12 protein-coding genes are annotated in these 15,369 nt (G+C 62.7%); 11 read left to right on the top strand and 1 reads right to left on the bottom strand.

The features are described 5' to 3' along the window. Nucleotides 1-72: 72 nt before the first annotated feature. The 4 genes from cbiM (at nucleotide 73) to AAAX32_RS09105 (ending at nucleotide 3,714) form a co-directional block, all read left to right on the top strand. Nucleotides 73-1,155 (top strand): cobalt transporter CbiM, encoded by a 1,083-nt coding sequence (gene cbiM, locus AAAX32_RS09120; RefSeq protein ID WP_349100633.1) that lies wholly within the window; start codon nucleotides 73-75, stop codon nucleotides 1,153-1,155. Then, nucleotides 1,133-1,969 carry an energy-coupling factor transporter transmembrane component T gene (locus tag AAAX32_RS09115; protein WP_271743109.1) on the top strand — a complete coding sequence of 279 codons (837 nt, stop codon included), beginning with the start codon at nucleotides 1,133-1,135 and terminating at the stop codon, nucleotides 1,967-1,969. Before cbiM ends, AAAX32_RS09115 begins: the two co-directional genes overlap by 23 nt. Before the next feature lie 46 nt (nucleotides 1,970-2,015). Then, entirely contained in the window at nucleotides 2,016-2,786 is a 771-nt protein-coding gene (locus tag AAAX32_RS09110) for an ABC transporter ATP-binding protein (protein ID WP_349100632.1), read from the top strand. A gap of 79 nt (nucleotides 2,787-2,865) precedes the next feature. Next, nucleotides 2,866-3,714 (top strand): hypothetical protein, encoded by an 849-nt coding sequence (locus tag AAAX32_RS09105; RefSeq protein WP_349100631.1) that lies wholly within the window; start codon nucleotides 2,866-2,868, stop codon nucleotides 3,712-3,714. Nucleotides 3,715-3,926: 212 nt separating this feature from the next. On the opposite strand, the gene pyk is transcribed toward AAAX32_RS09105, so the two are convergent. Further along, complete coding sequence (gene pyk, locus AAAX32_RS09100; protein ID WP_349100630.1) at nucleotides 3,927-5,387, bottom strand: pyruvate kinase; 1,461 nt, start codon at nucleotides 5,385-5,387, stop codon at nucleotides 3,927-3,929. A 442-nt stretch (nucleotides 5,388-5,829) separates the two neighbouring features. Between pyk and AAAX32_RS09095 the strand changes: the two genes are divergently transcribed. The 7 genes from AAAX32_RS09095 (at nucleotide 5,830) to AAAX32_RS09065 (ending at nucleotide 15,367) form a co-directional block, all read left to right on the top strand. Then, the gene (locus tag AAAX32_RS09095) at nucleotides 5,830-8,511 is read left to right on the top strand and encodes a cation-translocating P-type ATPase (protein WP_349100629.1); all 2,682 of its coding nucleotides are present in this window, start codon (nucleotides 5,830-5,832) and stop codon (nucleotides 8,509-8,511) included. 354 nt (nucleotides 8,512-8,865) lie between these two features. Next, nucleotides 8,866-9,945 (top strand): ribosome small subunit-dependent GTPase A, encoded by a 1,080-nt coding sequence (rsgA, locus tag AAAX32_RS09090; protein WP_349100642.1) that lies wholly within the window; start codon nucleotides 8,866-8,868, stop codon nucleotides 9,943-9,945. Between the two features lie 251 nt (nucleotides 9,946-10,196). Continuing rightward, complete coding sequence (cpaB, locus tag AAAX32_RS09085; protein ID WP_349100628.1) at nucleotides 10,197-10,856, top strand: Flp pilus assembly protein CpaB; 660 nt, start codon at nucleotides 10,197-10,199, stop codon at nucleotides 10,854-10,856. Then, the gene (locus AAAX32_RS09080; protein ID WP_349100627.1) at nucleotides 10,856-12,505 is read left to right on the top strand and encodes a P-loop NTPase; all 1,650 of its coding nucleotides are present in this window, start codon (nucleotides 10,856-10,858) and stop codon (nucleotides 12,503-12,505) included. Before cpaB ends, AAAX32_RS09080 begins: the two co-directional genes overlap by 1 nt. Continuing rightward, nucleotides 12,502-13,830 (top strand): CpaF family protein, encoded by a 1,329-nt coding sequence (locus tag AAAX32_RS09075; protein ID WP_195919295.1) that lies wholly within the window; start codon nucleotides 12,502-12,504, stop codon nucleotides 13,828-13,830. Before AAAX32_RS09080 ends, AAAX32_RS09075 begins: the two co-directional genes overlap by 4 nt. After that, nucleotides 13,803-14,729: a type II secretion system F family protein gene (locus AAAX32_RS09070; RefSeq protein WP_349100626.1), complete on the top strand. Its 927-nt coding sequence runs from the start codon at nucleotides 13,803-13,805 to the stop codon at nucleotides 14,727-14,729. Before AAAX32_RS09075 ends, AAAX32_RS09070 begins: the two co-directional genes overlap by 28 nt. Then, nucleotides 14,726-15,367: a type II secretion system F family protein gene (locus AAAX32_RS09065; protein WP_055250542.1), complete on the top strand. Its 642-nt coding sequence runs from the start codon at nucleotides 14,726-14,728 to the stop codon at nucleotides 15,365-15,367. Before AAAX32_RS09070 ends, AAAX32_RS09065 begins: the two co-directional genes overlap by 4 nt. Nucleotides 15,368-15,369: the final 2 nt, after the last annotated feature.

Raw genomic sequence — 15,369 nt, 5'->3', positions numbered from 1 at the left:
TTTGTTAGTATGCAGAGTCGGTGTTACGGATTGTTGGAAACGTAACACGAAACGTTCTGATTGAGAGGGCTCATGCATATTCCCGATAATTATCTGTCCCCGCAGACCGATGCCGTTATGGCGGTGGCGATGGTGCCCGTATGGGTTCACTGCATCAAAAAGGTGCGCGCCACGCTCGATCGCGAGCATATGGCGTTCCTGGGCATTTGCGCAGCGTTCTCCTTTTTGCTCATGATGTTTAACGTGCCGCTGCCCGGCGGCACCACTGGTCACGCCGTTGGCGGCGCGCTCATTGCGCTGCTGCTGGGCCCCGAGGCCGCGGCCATTGCGGTCTCGGTTGCGCTGGCGCTGCAGGCGCTGCTGTTTGGCGACGGCGGCGTTCTGTCGTTTGGCGCCAACTGCTTTAACATGGCCTTTGTGCTGCCGTTTACCGCTGCTATCGTGTTCCGTGCGCTCAACAGCCGTCTGCACGACAAGAGCTGGGGCACCTCGGTTTCTGCCATCGTGAGCGGTTGGGTCGGCCTGTGCCTGGCGGCCCTGTGCGCGGCAATCGAGTTTGGTATTCAGCCGATGCTCTTCACCAACGCTTCAGGCGCTCCGCTGTACTGCCCCTTCCCGCTGTCCGTGGCTATTCCGGCCATGTTGATCCCGCATATGCTGGTTGCCGGCGTGATCGAAGGCGTGGCAACGGCCGCCATCTACGGCTTCATTAAGAAGACGGCGCCGAGCATTATCGTCGGCCCCGAGGCCGCCGATGGCCAGCTTGCCGCCGATGGTACCGCCAAGAAGACTTCCCTGATCCCTACGCTCATTCTGGTCGCCGTGCTTGTCGTGGCTACGCCGCTCGGCTTGCTTGCCACCGGTGACGCCTGGGGTGAGTGGGACGCCGAGGGCGCCGCGACCGCCGTTCAGGAGGCTGGCGACGACAGCCTGCAGGCTTCGGTCGGCCTCGATACCCCGACCTTTGCCGATGCTCTGCCTACGGGTGATTACCTGCAGGCCTATTCCGAGGAGCAGGGTCTTGGCTTTGCCGGCCAGGCTGCTATGTATATCCTTTCGGGCGTGATTGGCGTGGCAGTGCTCACCATCGCATTCCGTCTGATCTCGCTGACGGTCAAGGAAAGCGGTGCTCATGGCAATAGCCGAGCTGCCTAGCTGGCTCGCGGTCGAGCAGCGTTACGAGCCCGCGGGGGCTCGACATCGTGTGATGCAAAAGAACGTCCTGCACCTGGCGAGCCTGCTTGAGCGGGTTCGCCTGGGCGGCGGCGCACACAAGGGCGGGTCGATAATCGACCGCGCCCTTTCTTCCGTTTCGGCCCCGGTGCGTTTGGTAGGGATGTTCGTTTGCGTTCTGTGCGTGTGCCTGACGCAGAGCCCGCTGTACCTCATGTTGATGGCGGCTATCGCGCTGGTGCTCGTTGCCGTGCGCCCCGTACGCGGGCTGCGGGCAACCTTTGTGCCGGCGCTTGGCGCTGCGGGGCTCGCGGTGGTTCTGGCACTGCCTGCCCTGCTGCTGGGCGCGTCTGCCACGGGTGCCATGCTCAAGATCGCGCTCAAGACGTTTATTAATGTGTCGCTGGTGCTGGGTGTTTCGTGGACCCTCACGTGGAGCCGCATGTCGGCGGCGCTCAAGATGCTACATCTACCCGACGAAGTTATCTTTACGTTTGATATGGCGCTCAAGCATATCGAGGTGCTGGGACGCACGGCGCACGATCTGTGCGAATCGGTCATGCTGCGCAGCGTTGGCCGTGCACCTGCGGGTTTTTCGCGCACCGACTCGCTGGCGGGTATCATGGGCATGACCTTTATCAAGGCGATGGAATGCAGCCGCGCGATGGATGAGGCTATGCTTTGCCGCGGCTTTGCCGGTGCGTATCCGGCGCCTGCACGCGCTGGGTTTGGCTGGCGTGATGCGGTCTATGCGGCCGGCGTGGCGCTGCTGGCAGTGTTGTGCGCCGTGCTGTAGGCGCTGCTGGTTCCGACTGGGGATGCAAATAGGGAAGGGCGACGTTTTGACGATCGATATGAATAGCGCGGCGGGCACGAACGGTGCGGGCGGCGCCGAGGTCGCGCCGCTCATCGAGCTGCGCGACGTGGTGTTCTCCTATACGGGGCATACGGTTGTCGATGGCGTGTCGCTGCAGGTCGATCGTGGTGAACTCGTTGCCTTGCTCGGTCCCAACGGCTGCGGTAAGACGACGATTATGCGCCTTATCAACGGCCTTGAGCTCGCGGACGCGGGTGCGTACCTGTTTGACGGGCACGTGATCGATGCGGCATATCTCAAGGATTCCGCAGCCGCTCATCGTTTTCATCAGCGCGTGGGCTTTGTGTTCCAGAATGCCGACGCCCAGCTGTTCTGCGCTACGGTGGGCGAGGAAGTTGCTTTTGGCCCCGCGCAGATGGGACTGCCGACAGACGAGCTCGAGCGCCGCGTCCGCGATGCCATGGAGCTGTTCCAGGTTGCCGATCTGGTCGATGCCTCGCCCTATCAGCTTTCGGGTGGGCAAAAGAAGCGCGTGGCGCTGGCTGCGGTCGTGTCGATGAACCCCGATATCTTGGTGCTCGACGAGCCCACCAACGGTCTCGATGAGGACTCGTGCGACATCGTAGTCAACTTTTTGCTGGCCTACGTTGCTGCCGGTAAGACGGTTTTGATGAGTACGCACCATCAAGATTTGGTGCGCCGCCTGGGGGCCCGTGCCATCTATATCGATCGATATCACCATGTGGTCGAGGCGCCCGCGCCGTCGTATGGAACCGAAAGCGATGCTACGGACTAGTTGCTGCGTAGAGGATGCGTAGCCGCCCGCGCGGCTTTGCCGTGATGGTATAGTTATCCAGGTTTTTATGGGGGTGGCTATGCCAAGCTGGAACATTCATATCGCTCAGACGGAGCGTTTGCTGGAGCGCACCAGTGCGCTTGCCGATAGCGTGCGCGACCGCAATGCCTTTTTGTTTGGCTGCGTGGTTCCTGACATCTTTGTGGGCTATATGGTCCCTGGCATCGCCGATCCCATTCCGTATCGCATTACGCACTTTGCCAAGCCTGAGCCCATCCCTAAGCCTCGTGAGCATGAGTTCTGGGATACCTATGTGGCACCGTTGCTTAAAAGTTCGCCCATCGGTGCGCCAGCCGCGGCGACCTCGATTATCGAGGAACGCGAGCGACTGAACCGCGTGCACTATCCCCAGCGCTACAAGGATGCCGAGCCGGTTGCCGGTCCCGGCGCCTGTGAGTTCTCGCTTGCGTCCGAAGATGTGGCGCAGTCGTTGCTTGATTTGACACTGGGTGTCTGGTCGCATCTGGTGGCCGATACCGTATGGAATACGCGCGTGAATCAGTACCTGGAGGCGCACGGCGGCAAGCCGTGCGAGGAATTCCGCATTAAAAAGCAAGGTGACTTTGACTGGTTTGGTAAGACGCTCGGCATTGTTTCGATTCCGCGTGCGACCGATCGCCTGTATACTGCGGCGACGCGTTTTGGGCAGTATCCCATCCATAAGGAGTATGTGCTCAAGACCATCGGCGTTATGCACGAGATTGTGCGCGAAAACCCCGGTGAGCCCGATCATCCGCCATACCGCCTGCTAACTGAGGAGTTTTTCGATGCAACGTTTACCGAGGTCATCGAGCTGACCGAGGTGGGCTTTGCGGCTCGCGTTGCCGCTTCTGACGTCCCCGCAGTCCCTCTGATCACTAGCTGCTAGCTGGCCGGCTTGACGGCGAACAGCTCATCCCAATCGACCAATAGCTCCCGTCACAGGGCGTAAACACGGCAAACGAGCTGCACATTTCGTAGCATGCCATAAGCAGCTGGTTGCGTGTCATGCTATACAGTAGGCATCGGCGCACAGAAAAAGGGCCCGGAAGGCGAAGCCTTCCGGGCCCTTTGCAATGCAAGTGTGCTTGCAAGTGTGATTTAGCGCACCTGAGCGACGTAAGCGACGTTGGTCGAGGAGACCTTGTCCTCGAGCTGGACGCTCATGCGGGGATCGCCGGCGGTGGCGACGGTCAGATCGCCGGTCTCGACGTAGCCGAGCTCCTTAGCGGTCTCGATTGCCTTGACGATCGTGCCGTTAACGGTGCCCTGGGTAATCTCGGCCTGGTGCGGGATAACGCCCCAGTACATAATCATCTGCTGGACGGCCCACTCGTGGCGGGAGAACGCGCAGATCGGCATGTTGGGACGGAAGTGCGAGATCAGGCGAGCAGTACGACCGGTGGTCGTCGGCACGGTGATGCACTTGGCGCCAACGGTGGTGGCCATGTTCACAGCGGACATACCCACAACGTTGTTGACGACGCGGGTGCCGTGAGCATCGGCCGGAACCTCGAGCGGAGCGTGGGCCGGGAGGTACTTCTCGGTCTCGAGAGCAATGCTGGCCTGCATCTTAACGGCCTCGACCGGGTACTTACCGGCAGCGGACTCGCCAGAGAGCATAACGGCGTCGGTGCCGTCGTAGATGGCGTTGGCAACGTCGGCAACCTCGGCGCGCGTCGGGCGCGGGTTCTGCTGCATGGAGTCGAGCATCTGCGTAGCGGTGATGACGGGCTTGTAGGCCGCGTTGCACTTGGCGATGATCTCCTTCTGGATGTGGGGAACGAGCTCGGGCTTGATCTCGATGCCCAGGTCGCCACGGGCGACCATGATGCCGTCGGAAGCCTCGAGAATCTCATCGAAGTTCTCGACGCCCAGAGCGCACTCGATCTTCGGGAAGATCGTCACGTGCTCGCCACCGTTCTCGCGGCAAAGCTTGCGGATGCCGCGGACGGACTCGCCGTCACGGATGAAGGAAGCGGCGATGTAGTCGATGTTCTCGGTCAGGCCAAAGAGGATGTCCTGACGATCGCGCTCGGTGATGGCGGGCAGCGAGATGTTGACGTTGGGCATGTTGACGCCCTTGCGCTCGCCGATCAGGCCGTCATTCTTGACGACGCAGGTCATGTCCTGGCCGTCGACGGACTCGACCTCGAGGGCAACCAGGCCGTCATCGATCAGAATGAGGGAGCCCTTCTCGACCTCGGAGGGCAGAGCCAGGTAGTCGAGGGAGATGTGCTCAGCGGTTCCGTGGAAATCCTCGGACGTGGGCTGAGCGGTGACGACGATCTTGTCGCCGGTCTTGACGGCAACCTTCTTGCCGTCGACCAGAAGGCCGGTGCGGACCTCGGGGCCCTTGGTGTCGAGCAGGATGCCGACGGGCAGACCGAGCTCCTTGGAAATACGACGGACGCGCTCAATGCGACCGTGGTGCTCGTCGTAAGAGCCGTGCGAGAAGTTAAAACGGGCGACGTTCATGCCCGCCTTGATCATCTCGCGGATGGTCTCGTCGCTATCGCAGGCGGGACCCATGGTGCATACAATCTTAGTGCGCTTGTACATTCAGACCTCCATCTGACATCGTCTTGCGCTGATAGATAAACCATAAGAAATAAAATCGAGTTGATTATAACGAAATACCGACCGAATACCCCAAAAAAACGACCGTATGCCGATTAAGAAGTTCATTTTTTGCGGGAAAAACGGTATATGAAAAAATTTTATCAACTGCTCTTACCGCTGCTATCTGGGCGATATTTCAGTTTGACGAAGTGCCGAAGAAAAAACGTTTTACCAACATTGAGCATCACACGGTCTGCACCGTTGCGCCTGTGCCGTGTTTCCAGATGGAATGTTTTGGCTAGACGCGTCGCTTTGGGGTACCATAGCTCCACTATCAACTGCCGCTCAGCACGGCAGCCTTGATGAGCCCTTGCCCTTCTCCTGGGAATTATGATCGGGCATCAATCTGCTGAGTGGCCCGAATCCCAGGAGGGGACTCTATATGCAAAAGGAATACCTGTCCGCTGCGGCGGAGGTGCTCAGCGACCAGGGTGTCGATGAGAACCTCGGCCTGAGCACCGGCGAGGCGTCGTCGCGCCTCGCCAAGACAGGCCCTAACAAGCTCGAGGAAGCAGAGAAGACACCGTTGTGGAAGCGCTTCTTTGAGCAGATGGCCGACCCCATGGTCATCATGCTGATCGTTGCCGCCGTCATCAGTGCACTCACGGGCATGGTCAAGGGCGAGCCCGACTTTGCCGATGTCTTCATCATCATGTTCGTCGTTATCGTCAACTCGGTGCTGGGCGTGGTCCAGGAAGCCAAGAGCGAGGAGGCTCTCGAGGCCTTGCAGGAGATGAGCGCGGCACAGTCCAAGGTGCTGCGCGACGGCAAGCTCGTGCACCTGCCGAGCGCCGAGCTCGTGCCCGGCGACGTGATCATGCTCGAGGCGGGTGACTCCGTCCCGGCCGACTGCCGCGTGCTCGAGAGCGCCACGATGAAGATCGAAGAGGCCGCACTCACCGGCGAGTCTGTGCCCGTAGAGAAGCACGCCAACGTGATCGAGCTTGCCGCGGGCACCGATGACGTGCCGCTCGGCGACCGCAAGAACATGTGCTATATGGGTTCCACCGTTGTGTACGGTCGTGGCCGCGCCGTCGTGGTCGGCACCGGCATGGATACCGAGATGGGCAAGATTGCCGGCGCCCTGGCCGAGGCCAAGGAAGAGCTCACGCCGCTGCAGGTGAAGCTCGCCGAGCTCAGCCGCATCCTCACCATTATGGTGATCGTCATCTGCGTCGTGATCTTTGGTGTCGATATCCTTCGCCACGGCGTGGGCAACGTCCTTACCGACCCGACTGCCTTGCTCGACACCTTTATGGTCGCCGTCTCGCTCGCCGTCGCTGCCATCCCCGAGGGCCTGGTCGCCGTCGTGACCATCGTGCTGTCGCTCGGCGTGACCAAGATGGCCAAGCGCCAGGCGATTATCCGCAAGCTCTCTGCCGTCGAGACCCTTGGCTGCACGCAGACCATCTGCTCCGACAAGACCGGCACCCTTACCCAAAACAAGATGACCGTCGTCAAGCACGAGCTCGCCGCGCCTGAGGAGAAGTTCCTGGCCGGTATGGCTCTGTGCTCCGATGCCCAGTGGGATGAGGAGCTGGGCGAGGCCGTGGGTGAGCCGACTGAGTGCGCGCTCGTCAACGACGCCGGCAAGGCGGGGCTCACCGGCCTGACCGCCGAGCATCCGCGTGTGGGCGAGGCCCCGTTCGACTCGGGCCGCAAGATGATGTCCGTGGTCGTCGAGACCCTGGACGGCGAGTATGAGCAGTACACCAAGGGCGCGCCCGATGTGGTGATCGGCCTGTGCACCCATATCTACGAGGGCGACAAGGTCGTCCCCCTGACTGAGGAGCGTCGTGCCGAGCTCGTGGCCGCCAACAAGGCCATGGCCGACGAGGCCCTGCGCGTGCTGGCGCTGGCAAGCCGCACCTACACCGAGGTCCCGTCCGACTGCAGCCCCGCCGCGCTCGAGCATGACCTGGTCTTCTGCGGCCTGTCCGGCATGATTGACCCGGTCCGCCCCGAGGTCGCCGACGCCATCCGCGAGGCGCACGACGCCGGCATCCGCACCGTCATGATCACGGGCGACCACATCGACACCGCCGTGGCCATCGCCAAGCAGCTGGGCATCGTCACCGATCGCAGCCAGGCAATCACGGGCGCCGACCTCGACCGCATGAGCGACGAGGAACTCGACGCGCACATCGAGGACTACGGCGTGTACGCCCGCGTCCAGCCCGAGCACAAGACACGCATCGTCGAGGCTTGGAAGTCGCGTGACCAGATCGTGGCCATGACGGGCGACGGCGTCAACGACGCCCCGTCCATCAAGCGCGCCGACATCGGCGTGGGCATGGGCATCACCGGTACCGATGTCACCAAGAACGTCGCCGACATGGTGCTCGCCGACGACAACTTCGCCACCATCATCGGTGCCTGCGAAGAGGGCCGTCGCATCTACGACAACATCCGCAAGGTCATCCAGTTCCTGCTTTCGGCCAACCTTGCCGAGGTGTTCTCGGTGTTTATCGCCACGCTCATCGGCTTTACCATCTTCCAGCCGGTGCAGCTGCTGTGGGTGAACCTAGTTACCGACTGCTTCCCCGCGCTCGCGTTGGGCATGGAGGATGCCGAGGGCGACATCATGAAGCGCAAGCCGCGCAACGCCAAGGACGGCGTCTTTGCCGGCAATATGGGCCTGGACTGTGTGGTCCAGGGCCTAATCATCACCGTGCTGGTGCTGGCGAGCTTCTTTGTGGGCGTGTACTTTGACATGGGCTACATCCACATCGCCGATATGATCGCCGGCAATGCCGACGAGGAAGGCGTGATGATGGCGTTCATCACGCTCAACATGGTCGAGATTTTCCACTGCTTCAATATGCGCAGCCGTCGTGCGTCGCTGTTCACCATGAAGAAGCAGAACAAGTGGCTGTGGGCTTCCGCCGCGCTGGCGCTGGTGCTGACGGTGATCGTAACCGTGCAGCCGACGCTTGCCGAGATGTTCTTTGGCCCCGTGACGCTTGAGCTCAAGGGCGTTCTTGCCGCGCTGGGCCTGGCCTTCCTGATCATCCCGCTGATGGAGATCTACAAGGCGATCATGCGCGCGGTGGAGAAAGAGTAACGTACCTGTCCGGGCCCGCCCGCCTGCGGGGTTTCCACGGGCACGTCCTCGCCGCGTTGCGGCTGCGGGATATGCCCTTTGGAAACCCCTCTCGGCGGGCGGGCCCTGCGGTGACGTTGCTGACTTTTCTCCCGTGTGGATGATAAAGGCTGAGGGAAAGTGTGTGAGTCGGTCGAGCATTTGCTCGACCGACTCTTTTTTGTGGGAAAATACCTGCTCAGTTGTGATTTATGGTGCTGGGAGGCGCTTGTGGGCAAGGCTAAGGCTAAAGCGAAGAAAAAGACGACGGGGGCGCGGGCTAAGCGCGATCGTCGTCGGAAGCTCGCGACCGAGGCTCCCGCATCTGCTGAGGAGCTGCTGGCAAGCGTGCCGGGACTCGACGCGCTGCAGGATGTTCCGGCGTTTGATGACCTGCCGGTCGATGAAGCTCAGCAGGCTGCCTGTGATGATTTCTGCGCACATGCCGAGGAGCCCGAGCAGATGCAGCTTGGCGCCGTGGTGCGCTTGGATCGCGGGTTTCCGCTGGTGGCGACTGCCGACGATACCTTCCGCGCCGAGCATGCCGTGGGGTTTGCCAAGTCGCGCGGTGAGGACGAGGTCCTGCTGCCTGCCGTGGGCGATCGTGTGGCGGTGCGCCGCGCTCCCGGGCACGATATGGGCGTGATTGAGTGCGTGCTGCCGCGCCGTACGAGCTTTGAGCGTTGGCGCGGCCGTGCCCGCGGAGAGCGCCAGGTGCTCTGCTCCAACGTGGATAGCGTGCTAATCGTGCAGGCGCTCGGTGCCGGCGAGGTGCTGCTCGACCGTGTGGCGCGCTCGCTGGTGTTGGCGCTCGACTGCGATGCCGAACCGGTGGTGGTACTCACCAAAGCTGACCGTTGCGATGCCGAGGAGCTCGAGCGCGATCTGGACCGCGTGCGCCGCCTGGTGGGTCCGGACGTGCGCGTGATCGTGACGTCCTCTGCCGAGGGCCGCGGCCTGGACGAGGTCCGTGCCTGCGTGCCCGCCGGGAGCTGCGCCATGATTCTGGGCGAGTCGGGTGCCGGTAAGTCGACGCTGCTCAATGCACTGCTGGGCCACGATACGTTGGCGACCGGCGGTGTGCGCGAACGCGACGATCAGGGCCGTCACACTACCGTCGCGCGCGTGATGGTGGCACTGCCGGGCGACGCCGGCGTGATCGCCGATGCCCCGGGCCTGCGCAGCCTGCCGCTCGTGGGTCACGAGCGGGGTCTGGCGCGCGCTTTCCCCGAGATTGTCGAGGCATCGCGCGCGTGCCGGTTTGGCGACTGCACGCATACCCACGAACCGGGCTGCGCCGTTCGCGAGGCCGAGGACGCCGGGCAGATTGACAGCCTGCGTCTGGAAACGTTCCAAAACCTGGCGTCATCCATGCGCGTGAGCGCTCAAATGCTCGATCCAGATGTCCATCTGTAATTGATTTTTCCTATGACAGCCGTCTCCCAACTGTTCGGGAGACGGCTTTTTGCTGCGGAAAAGCCTCGAAACATGCAGTTTGCTGACGTGCTGACCAAAACCTTGCCACGAGCTTGACGGGCTGGTCAGCTTTTGGTCAGCGATTGGTTTGACATCGAAAACCAAGATCGCGATTGCGCCGCTTTGCACTCTGACCGCCCAGACAATGGTGGTACGGGCATTCGCCCGGCACTGCCATGAGAGGAGCGGCCGTGAACAAGAGCAAGCGCATCGCCATCAGTCTGGTCGCGGGCGTGCTCGCTGCCCTGCTCTGCATGGTTTACGGCTCGTCGATCCGCTCGCAAGCCGAACAGGTCCAGGCTGAGACCTTGGCCAAGTACGGTGGCGATCGCGTCGAGGTATGCGTCGCGGCGCGCGATATCGATGTGGGCGAGACCCTCGATGAGACCAATGTCATAACCCAGGAATGGCTGACGAGCCTGCTGCCGCGTGACGCGGCGACCGAGCTGCGCCAGGTGCGCGGCGACGTGACGACTTCGCGTATTCCCAAAAACGCCGTGATCTGCAATGTCTACACCAAGGCCGAGAGCCGCAAGCTCGAGGTGCCTAAGGGCAAGGTCGCCGTTTCGGTGGCGGTCGATGCCGAGCACTCGGTCGGCGGTGCTGCGGGCGTGGGCAGTTACGTGGATGTGTATGTGCAAAAAGACGGCGTAACCAATCGGCTGTGCGGCGCGTACGTGATCGATACCAGTGAGGATTCCGGTGCCACGCGCGAGGGCAAGATCGAATGGGTGACGCTGGCGGCTGACCCCGAAGACGTCAAGGAACTGCTGGGAGCCTCGGGCAAGGGAACGGTCAGCTTGACGATTCCCGCCACGGCGCGCGGCAAAAAGAGCGGAGGCGACGAGTGATGAAGGCGATCTGGCTTGCGTGCTGCGCGTGCGGCGATTACGGACTGTTGCAGCGGGAAGTCGAGGGCCGTGATGTGGGTGCACAGGTGCTTCGCGTGGGTGACCTGGACGGGCTGGTTTCCATGGTGCGGGCGTTTCCGTCACGCCGCGGGGCTGCCATCATCGCGGCGTCTCTGTTTGATACCGAAGATGTGCGCAAGACTGTTGCGCGCCTGACGGCCGAAGGCCGCGTGAGTCGCGTGGTCGTGTTGATAGAAGCGCTCGATCCGTCGGATATCGAGGGGCTGTTTCGCGCGGGGGCGACCGAGGTCATCGCTGCACACAGTATATGCGGCAACGGGCGCGCGGGCGAGGGAGCGGTTGATTCCGATCGGCGCATGACGATTGAGCCCGATGCTTTTGTTGATAGGGAACCCGGGGCGCCTCGCGCTACAAGAGGCCCGCGTGTTGATGATTATGGAAAAGCGGAAGCCGAGCATGGTCGGCGCCCCCGGAACCCTCTTGTATACGATGACGCTGGAGGGCCGGCGCAGCATGCTGGCGATTCCCCGGCTGTAGATATGGGATACGTGCACGGCGTGAATCTGGCGGATGAACTCGATGAAGTTGAGGGCTTTGCCGGGTGCGGCGAGTTGTTGCTGATGCAGCATGAGCAGATTGCACAGAACGAGCCTGCCTCGCAGACCGAACAAGCTGCCATGCCGGCTTGGACGCAGCATGTGGTTGCGGCGGGGGAGACGGGGACGCTGTCACCGACGCCCGCCCCGCCGCCTCCGATGCCGCCGGCAGACGCTGCCGCTTCGCCGCATCGAGCTCCGGTCATCTGCGCCATTTCGGGTTCGGGCGGTTGCGGCAAGTCGACGATCGTTGCCACCATGGCACACACATCGTCGCTGTTGGGCTTGCGTGCCGCCGTGCTCGACCTGGACCTGATGTTTGGAAACCTTTACGACTTGTTAGGCGTCGATGCTCCGCGCGATATGGCGGCACTTATCGAGCCGTCGGCGGCGGGCACGCTCACCGAGCCGGATATCGTAGCCACATCGATGCGCGTGGCACCGGGCGTTACGCTCTGGGGTCCCGTCGCGGCGCCCGAGCAAGCCGAGCTCATGGCACGTCCGGTGGAGCTACTGCTTGATGTTCTGCGTCGCGAATCCGACGTGGTCTTTATCGATACCTCGGTCTTTTGGGGCGACGCCGTGGCGGCTGCGGTGGCGGCGAGCGACCGTTGCCTGGTCGTTGGCGATGCGGCGGTGTCGTCCGCGACATCGGCGTCGCGCGTCATTGAACTGGCAAGTCGAGTAGGTGTGCCGCGCACGCGCATGAGCGCCGTGTTCAACCGGTTCGGTGCGCGCGGGGCAGACGAGGACGTCGCCATGCGCTTTGAGATTGCCTGTGCGTTGAGCTCCAAGATTCGTATCGCCGATGGCGGGCAGGATCTCGCCGCGCTCATGGCGTTTGGGCGCGCTGACGAGGCAGTGGGGCAGACCAGCGCTTTTGCGACTAGCGTGCGCGAGGCCACGCGCGAGATGCTCGTGGAACTGGGGTGCGCCGTCGGCCCTTGGAGCGATATGGTCGCCGACCGTGCAACGCGCACCGAACGCCCGCGTATCCGCCTTCCCTGGTCGCGCGAGGGTGATCAGCGATGAGCCTGCAAACGAGGATTAAGGCTGCCGGCGCTGCGGCGGCGGCAGCGCCTGTAGATGCGGGGCGTCGCCGCGCCGTGAAACGACGCACCAAGCGCGCCGTGATGGACCGCATGGGTTACGACGAAGTGGCGCGTATCAGCGCCTATATCGACCCGGCACTTGCCCGCTCGGAATTGCGTCCTGCGGTGGAGGCGGCGCTCAATGTTGAGGAGCCGACCGATCTCGCGACGCCCGAGCGCGAGACCATCATCGACGAGATTTTGGATGACGTGGTGGGCTTGGGGCCGTTGCAGCCGCTCATCGAGGACGACACCGTTACCGAGATCATGATCAACGGCTGCCGCTCGGCTTTCTTTGAACGCGGCGGCGTCTTGCACCCCATCGAGCATGCGTTTGAGGATGATGAGCAGATCCGTGTGCTTATCGACCGCATTATCTCGCCACTTGGCCGCCGTATCGACGAGCGCAGCCCCATCGTCAACGCCCGCCTCAAAACGGGCTATCGCGTCAACGCGGTGATTCCGCCTGTGGCGATTGACGGACCGATTCTCACCATCCGAAAGTTCTCGGACCGTATCTGCTCGCTGGACGAGCTCGTGGGGTTGGGATCGCTGCCGCTTTGGTATGCGCAGCTGCTGTCGTGTGCGGTGTCGCTGCGACAGGATCTGGCGGTTGCGGGAGGCACGGGATCTGGTAAGACCACCCTGCTCAACGCGTTGTCATGTGAGATTTCCACCGGCGAGCGCATCGTGACAATCGAGGACTCTGCCGAGCTCAAGTTTGCGCATCATCCGCACGTGGTGCGCCTAGAGGCACGCGAGGCTTCAATTGAGGGCGAGGGCGCGGTGACGATCCGCGACCTGGTAACTAATGCCCTACGCATGCGCCCCGACCGCATCGTGGTGGGCGAGGTGCGCGGTGCCGAGTGCTGCGACATGTTGCAGGCCATGAACACGGGCCACGACGGGTCGCTCACCACACTTCATGCGGGTTCAGAACAGGAGACCGTGGTGCGTCTGACGTTGCTTGCACGTTATGGCATCGATCTGCCGAGCGAGCTCATCGAGGAGCAGATTGCCATGGCGCTCGACGGCATCGTGATGTCCGAGCGCCACGCCGATGGCAGGCGTTTCGTCTCCTCGTATTCGGGGGTGCGACGCGCCGCATCGGGTGGCGTAGAGCTCGAGCGCTATGTGACGTTCGATGCCGCCGAGCGCACCTGGACGCTTGACCGCGAGCCGCCGTTTATCGCAGAAGGCCTGCGGTCGGGGACGCTCACACAAGAGGAGGTGGACGAATGGAGATCACTGTGCCCCTCGTCGTAGGGGGCTTGGCAGGGCTTTCTGTCGCGACGGCGTGCGGGGCGGAACCTCGTGTGCCGCAGGTACCGCCGGCGGAGCTGGCACGTCAGGCGCTCGAGACGGTGGCAGAGAAGCTGCCGCGTGAGCTGGTGGAAAACGATCTGCTGAAAAAGATCGCTCGTTCGTGGGCATCGCTGGCTCCGGCGCATCGCCTTGGCCTCGTGATCGAAGATGTTTCGGGACGTTTGGCGTTTCTGCTGCTATCGAGCGGTGTCTGCTGCGTTTTACTAACGATGGCGTCGTTATCGCCCCTCGGATTTGCCTTGGGACTTGTTGCTCCGTTTGCCGTTGGTGCCGCTCGGGATGGCTTTGAGAGCCGGCGCGAGCAACACGATGCAGAAGAGGCAATGCCCGAGGCGTTTACCGCACTTTCCATGTCGCTTGCCTCGGGACATTCGCTGGCCCAGGGCATGCGCTTTGTGGGCGCTCATGCGCAAGAGCCAGTGCATACCGAGTTTTTGCGGGTGGCGGCGGCGATCGATTGCGGCATCTCGGCGACCGACGCGCTCGATGACTTGCTCGTGCGTATCGACGCCCCCGGTCTTTCGCTTGTGACCTTGGCGCTTAAGGTGTCTCAGCGCACCGGCGCTCCGCTTGCCGACTTACTGTCCGAGGCGTCGAGCATGGTGGGGGAGCGCATTGAGCTCAAGCGCCGCCTGGATGTTAAGACGTCGCAGGCTCGCATGTCTGCGCATATGGTCGCGGCGATGCCGGCGGGCATGTGCGCGGTGTTGGCGCTGCTTTCGGCAGATTTTCGTCGCGGTCTTGCGACGCCTGCCGGCGCGGGCGCTGTGGTGCTGGGTCTTGCCCTCAACGCCGTTGCCCTGGTGGTTATCCGGCGCATTATGCGGGTGGAGCTATGAGCGCCCCGGTTGCAGTTGCGGCTTGCCTGTGCGCCCTGAGTGTATTTGTCGCGACGGGTTTGGATCGGGCGGATGCACGCAAGATCGCAGGGGCCTGCAAGCGCGAGGCGGTGCTGGTCGCTGCCGCGGGTCGCTCGGTGGTCGATGCTCTGACCGCGCGAGTGAAGGGCGCGGTTGGAGCGGGCGGCCCGGCGCGAGTGTCGCTCGGCGAAGTGTCCGAGATGATCGATGTTGTGCGCTTGGGTCTTTCGGCCGGTCTTTCGTTTGATGCGGCGCTTGAGATTTTCTGCGCCAACCGCCGGTCAGTGCTGGCTCTTCGCCTTGAGCGCGCCTGCATGGCGTGGCAGGTGGGCGTGGGCACGCGTGAGGACGAGTTGTTGGCCGCCGCGCGCGACCTGGACGTGCGAGCGCTCGAGACCTTTGCCATCACGGTGGGGCAGGCGCTCGCCCTGGGTGCCCCACTTGCCGAGACGCTGGCCGCTCAAAGTCGCGAGATCCGTGCGGCTCATCGCGCCGCGGTCGAGCGCGAGATCGAGCGTGCGCCCGTCAAGCTGCTGATTCCCACCGGCACGCTCATCTTGCCGGCGTTGCTTCTGTCCATATTGGGCCCGCTGCTGGGAGCAGGCGGGATGATGTAGGG

It is taken from the genome of Collinsella sp. CLA-ER-H3, from assembly GCF_040092425.1.
In the GTDB taxonomy this organism is placed as follows: Bacteria; Actinomycetota; Coriobacteriia; order Coriobacteriales; family Coriobacteriaceae; genus Collinsella.
The sequence above is the reverse complement of the archived record's forward strand: the minus strand, read 5'-3'. Positions and strand labels throughout refer to the sequence as shown.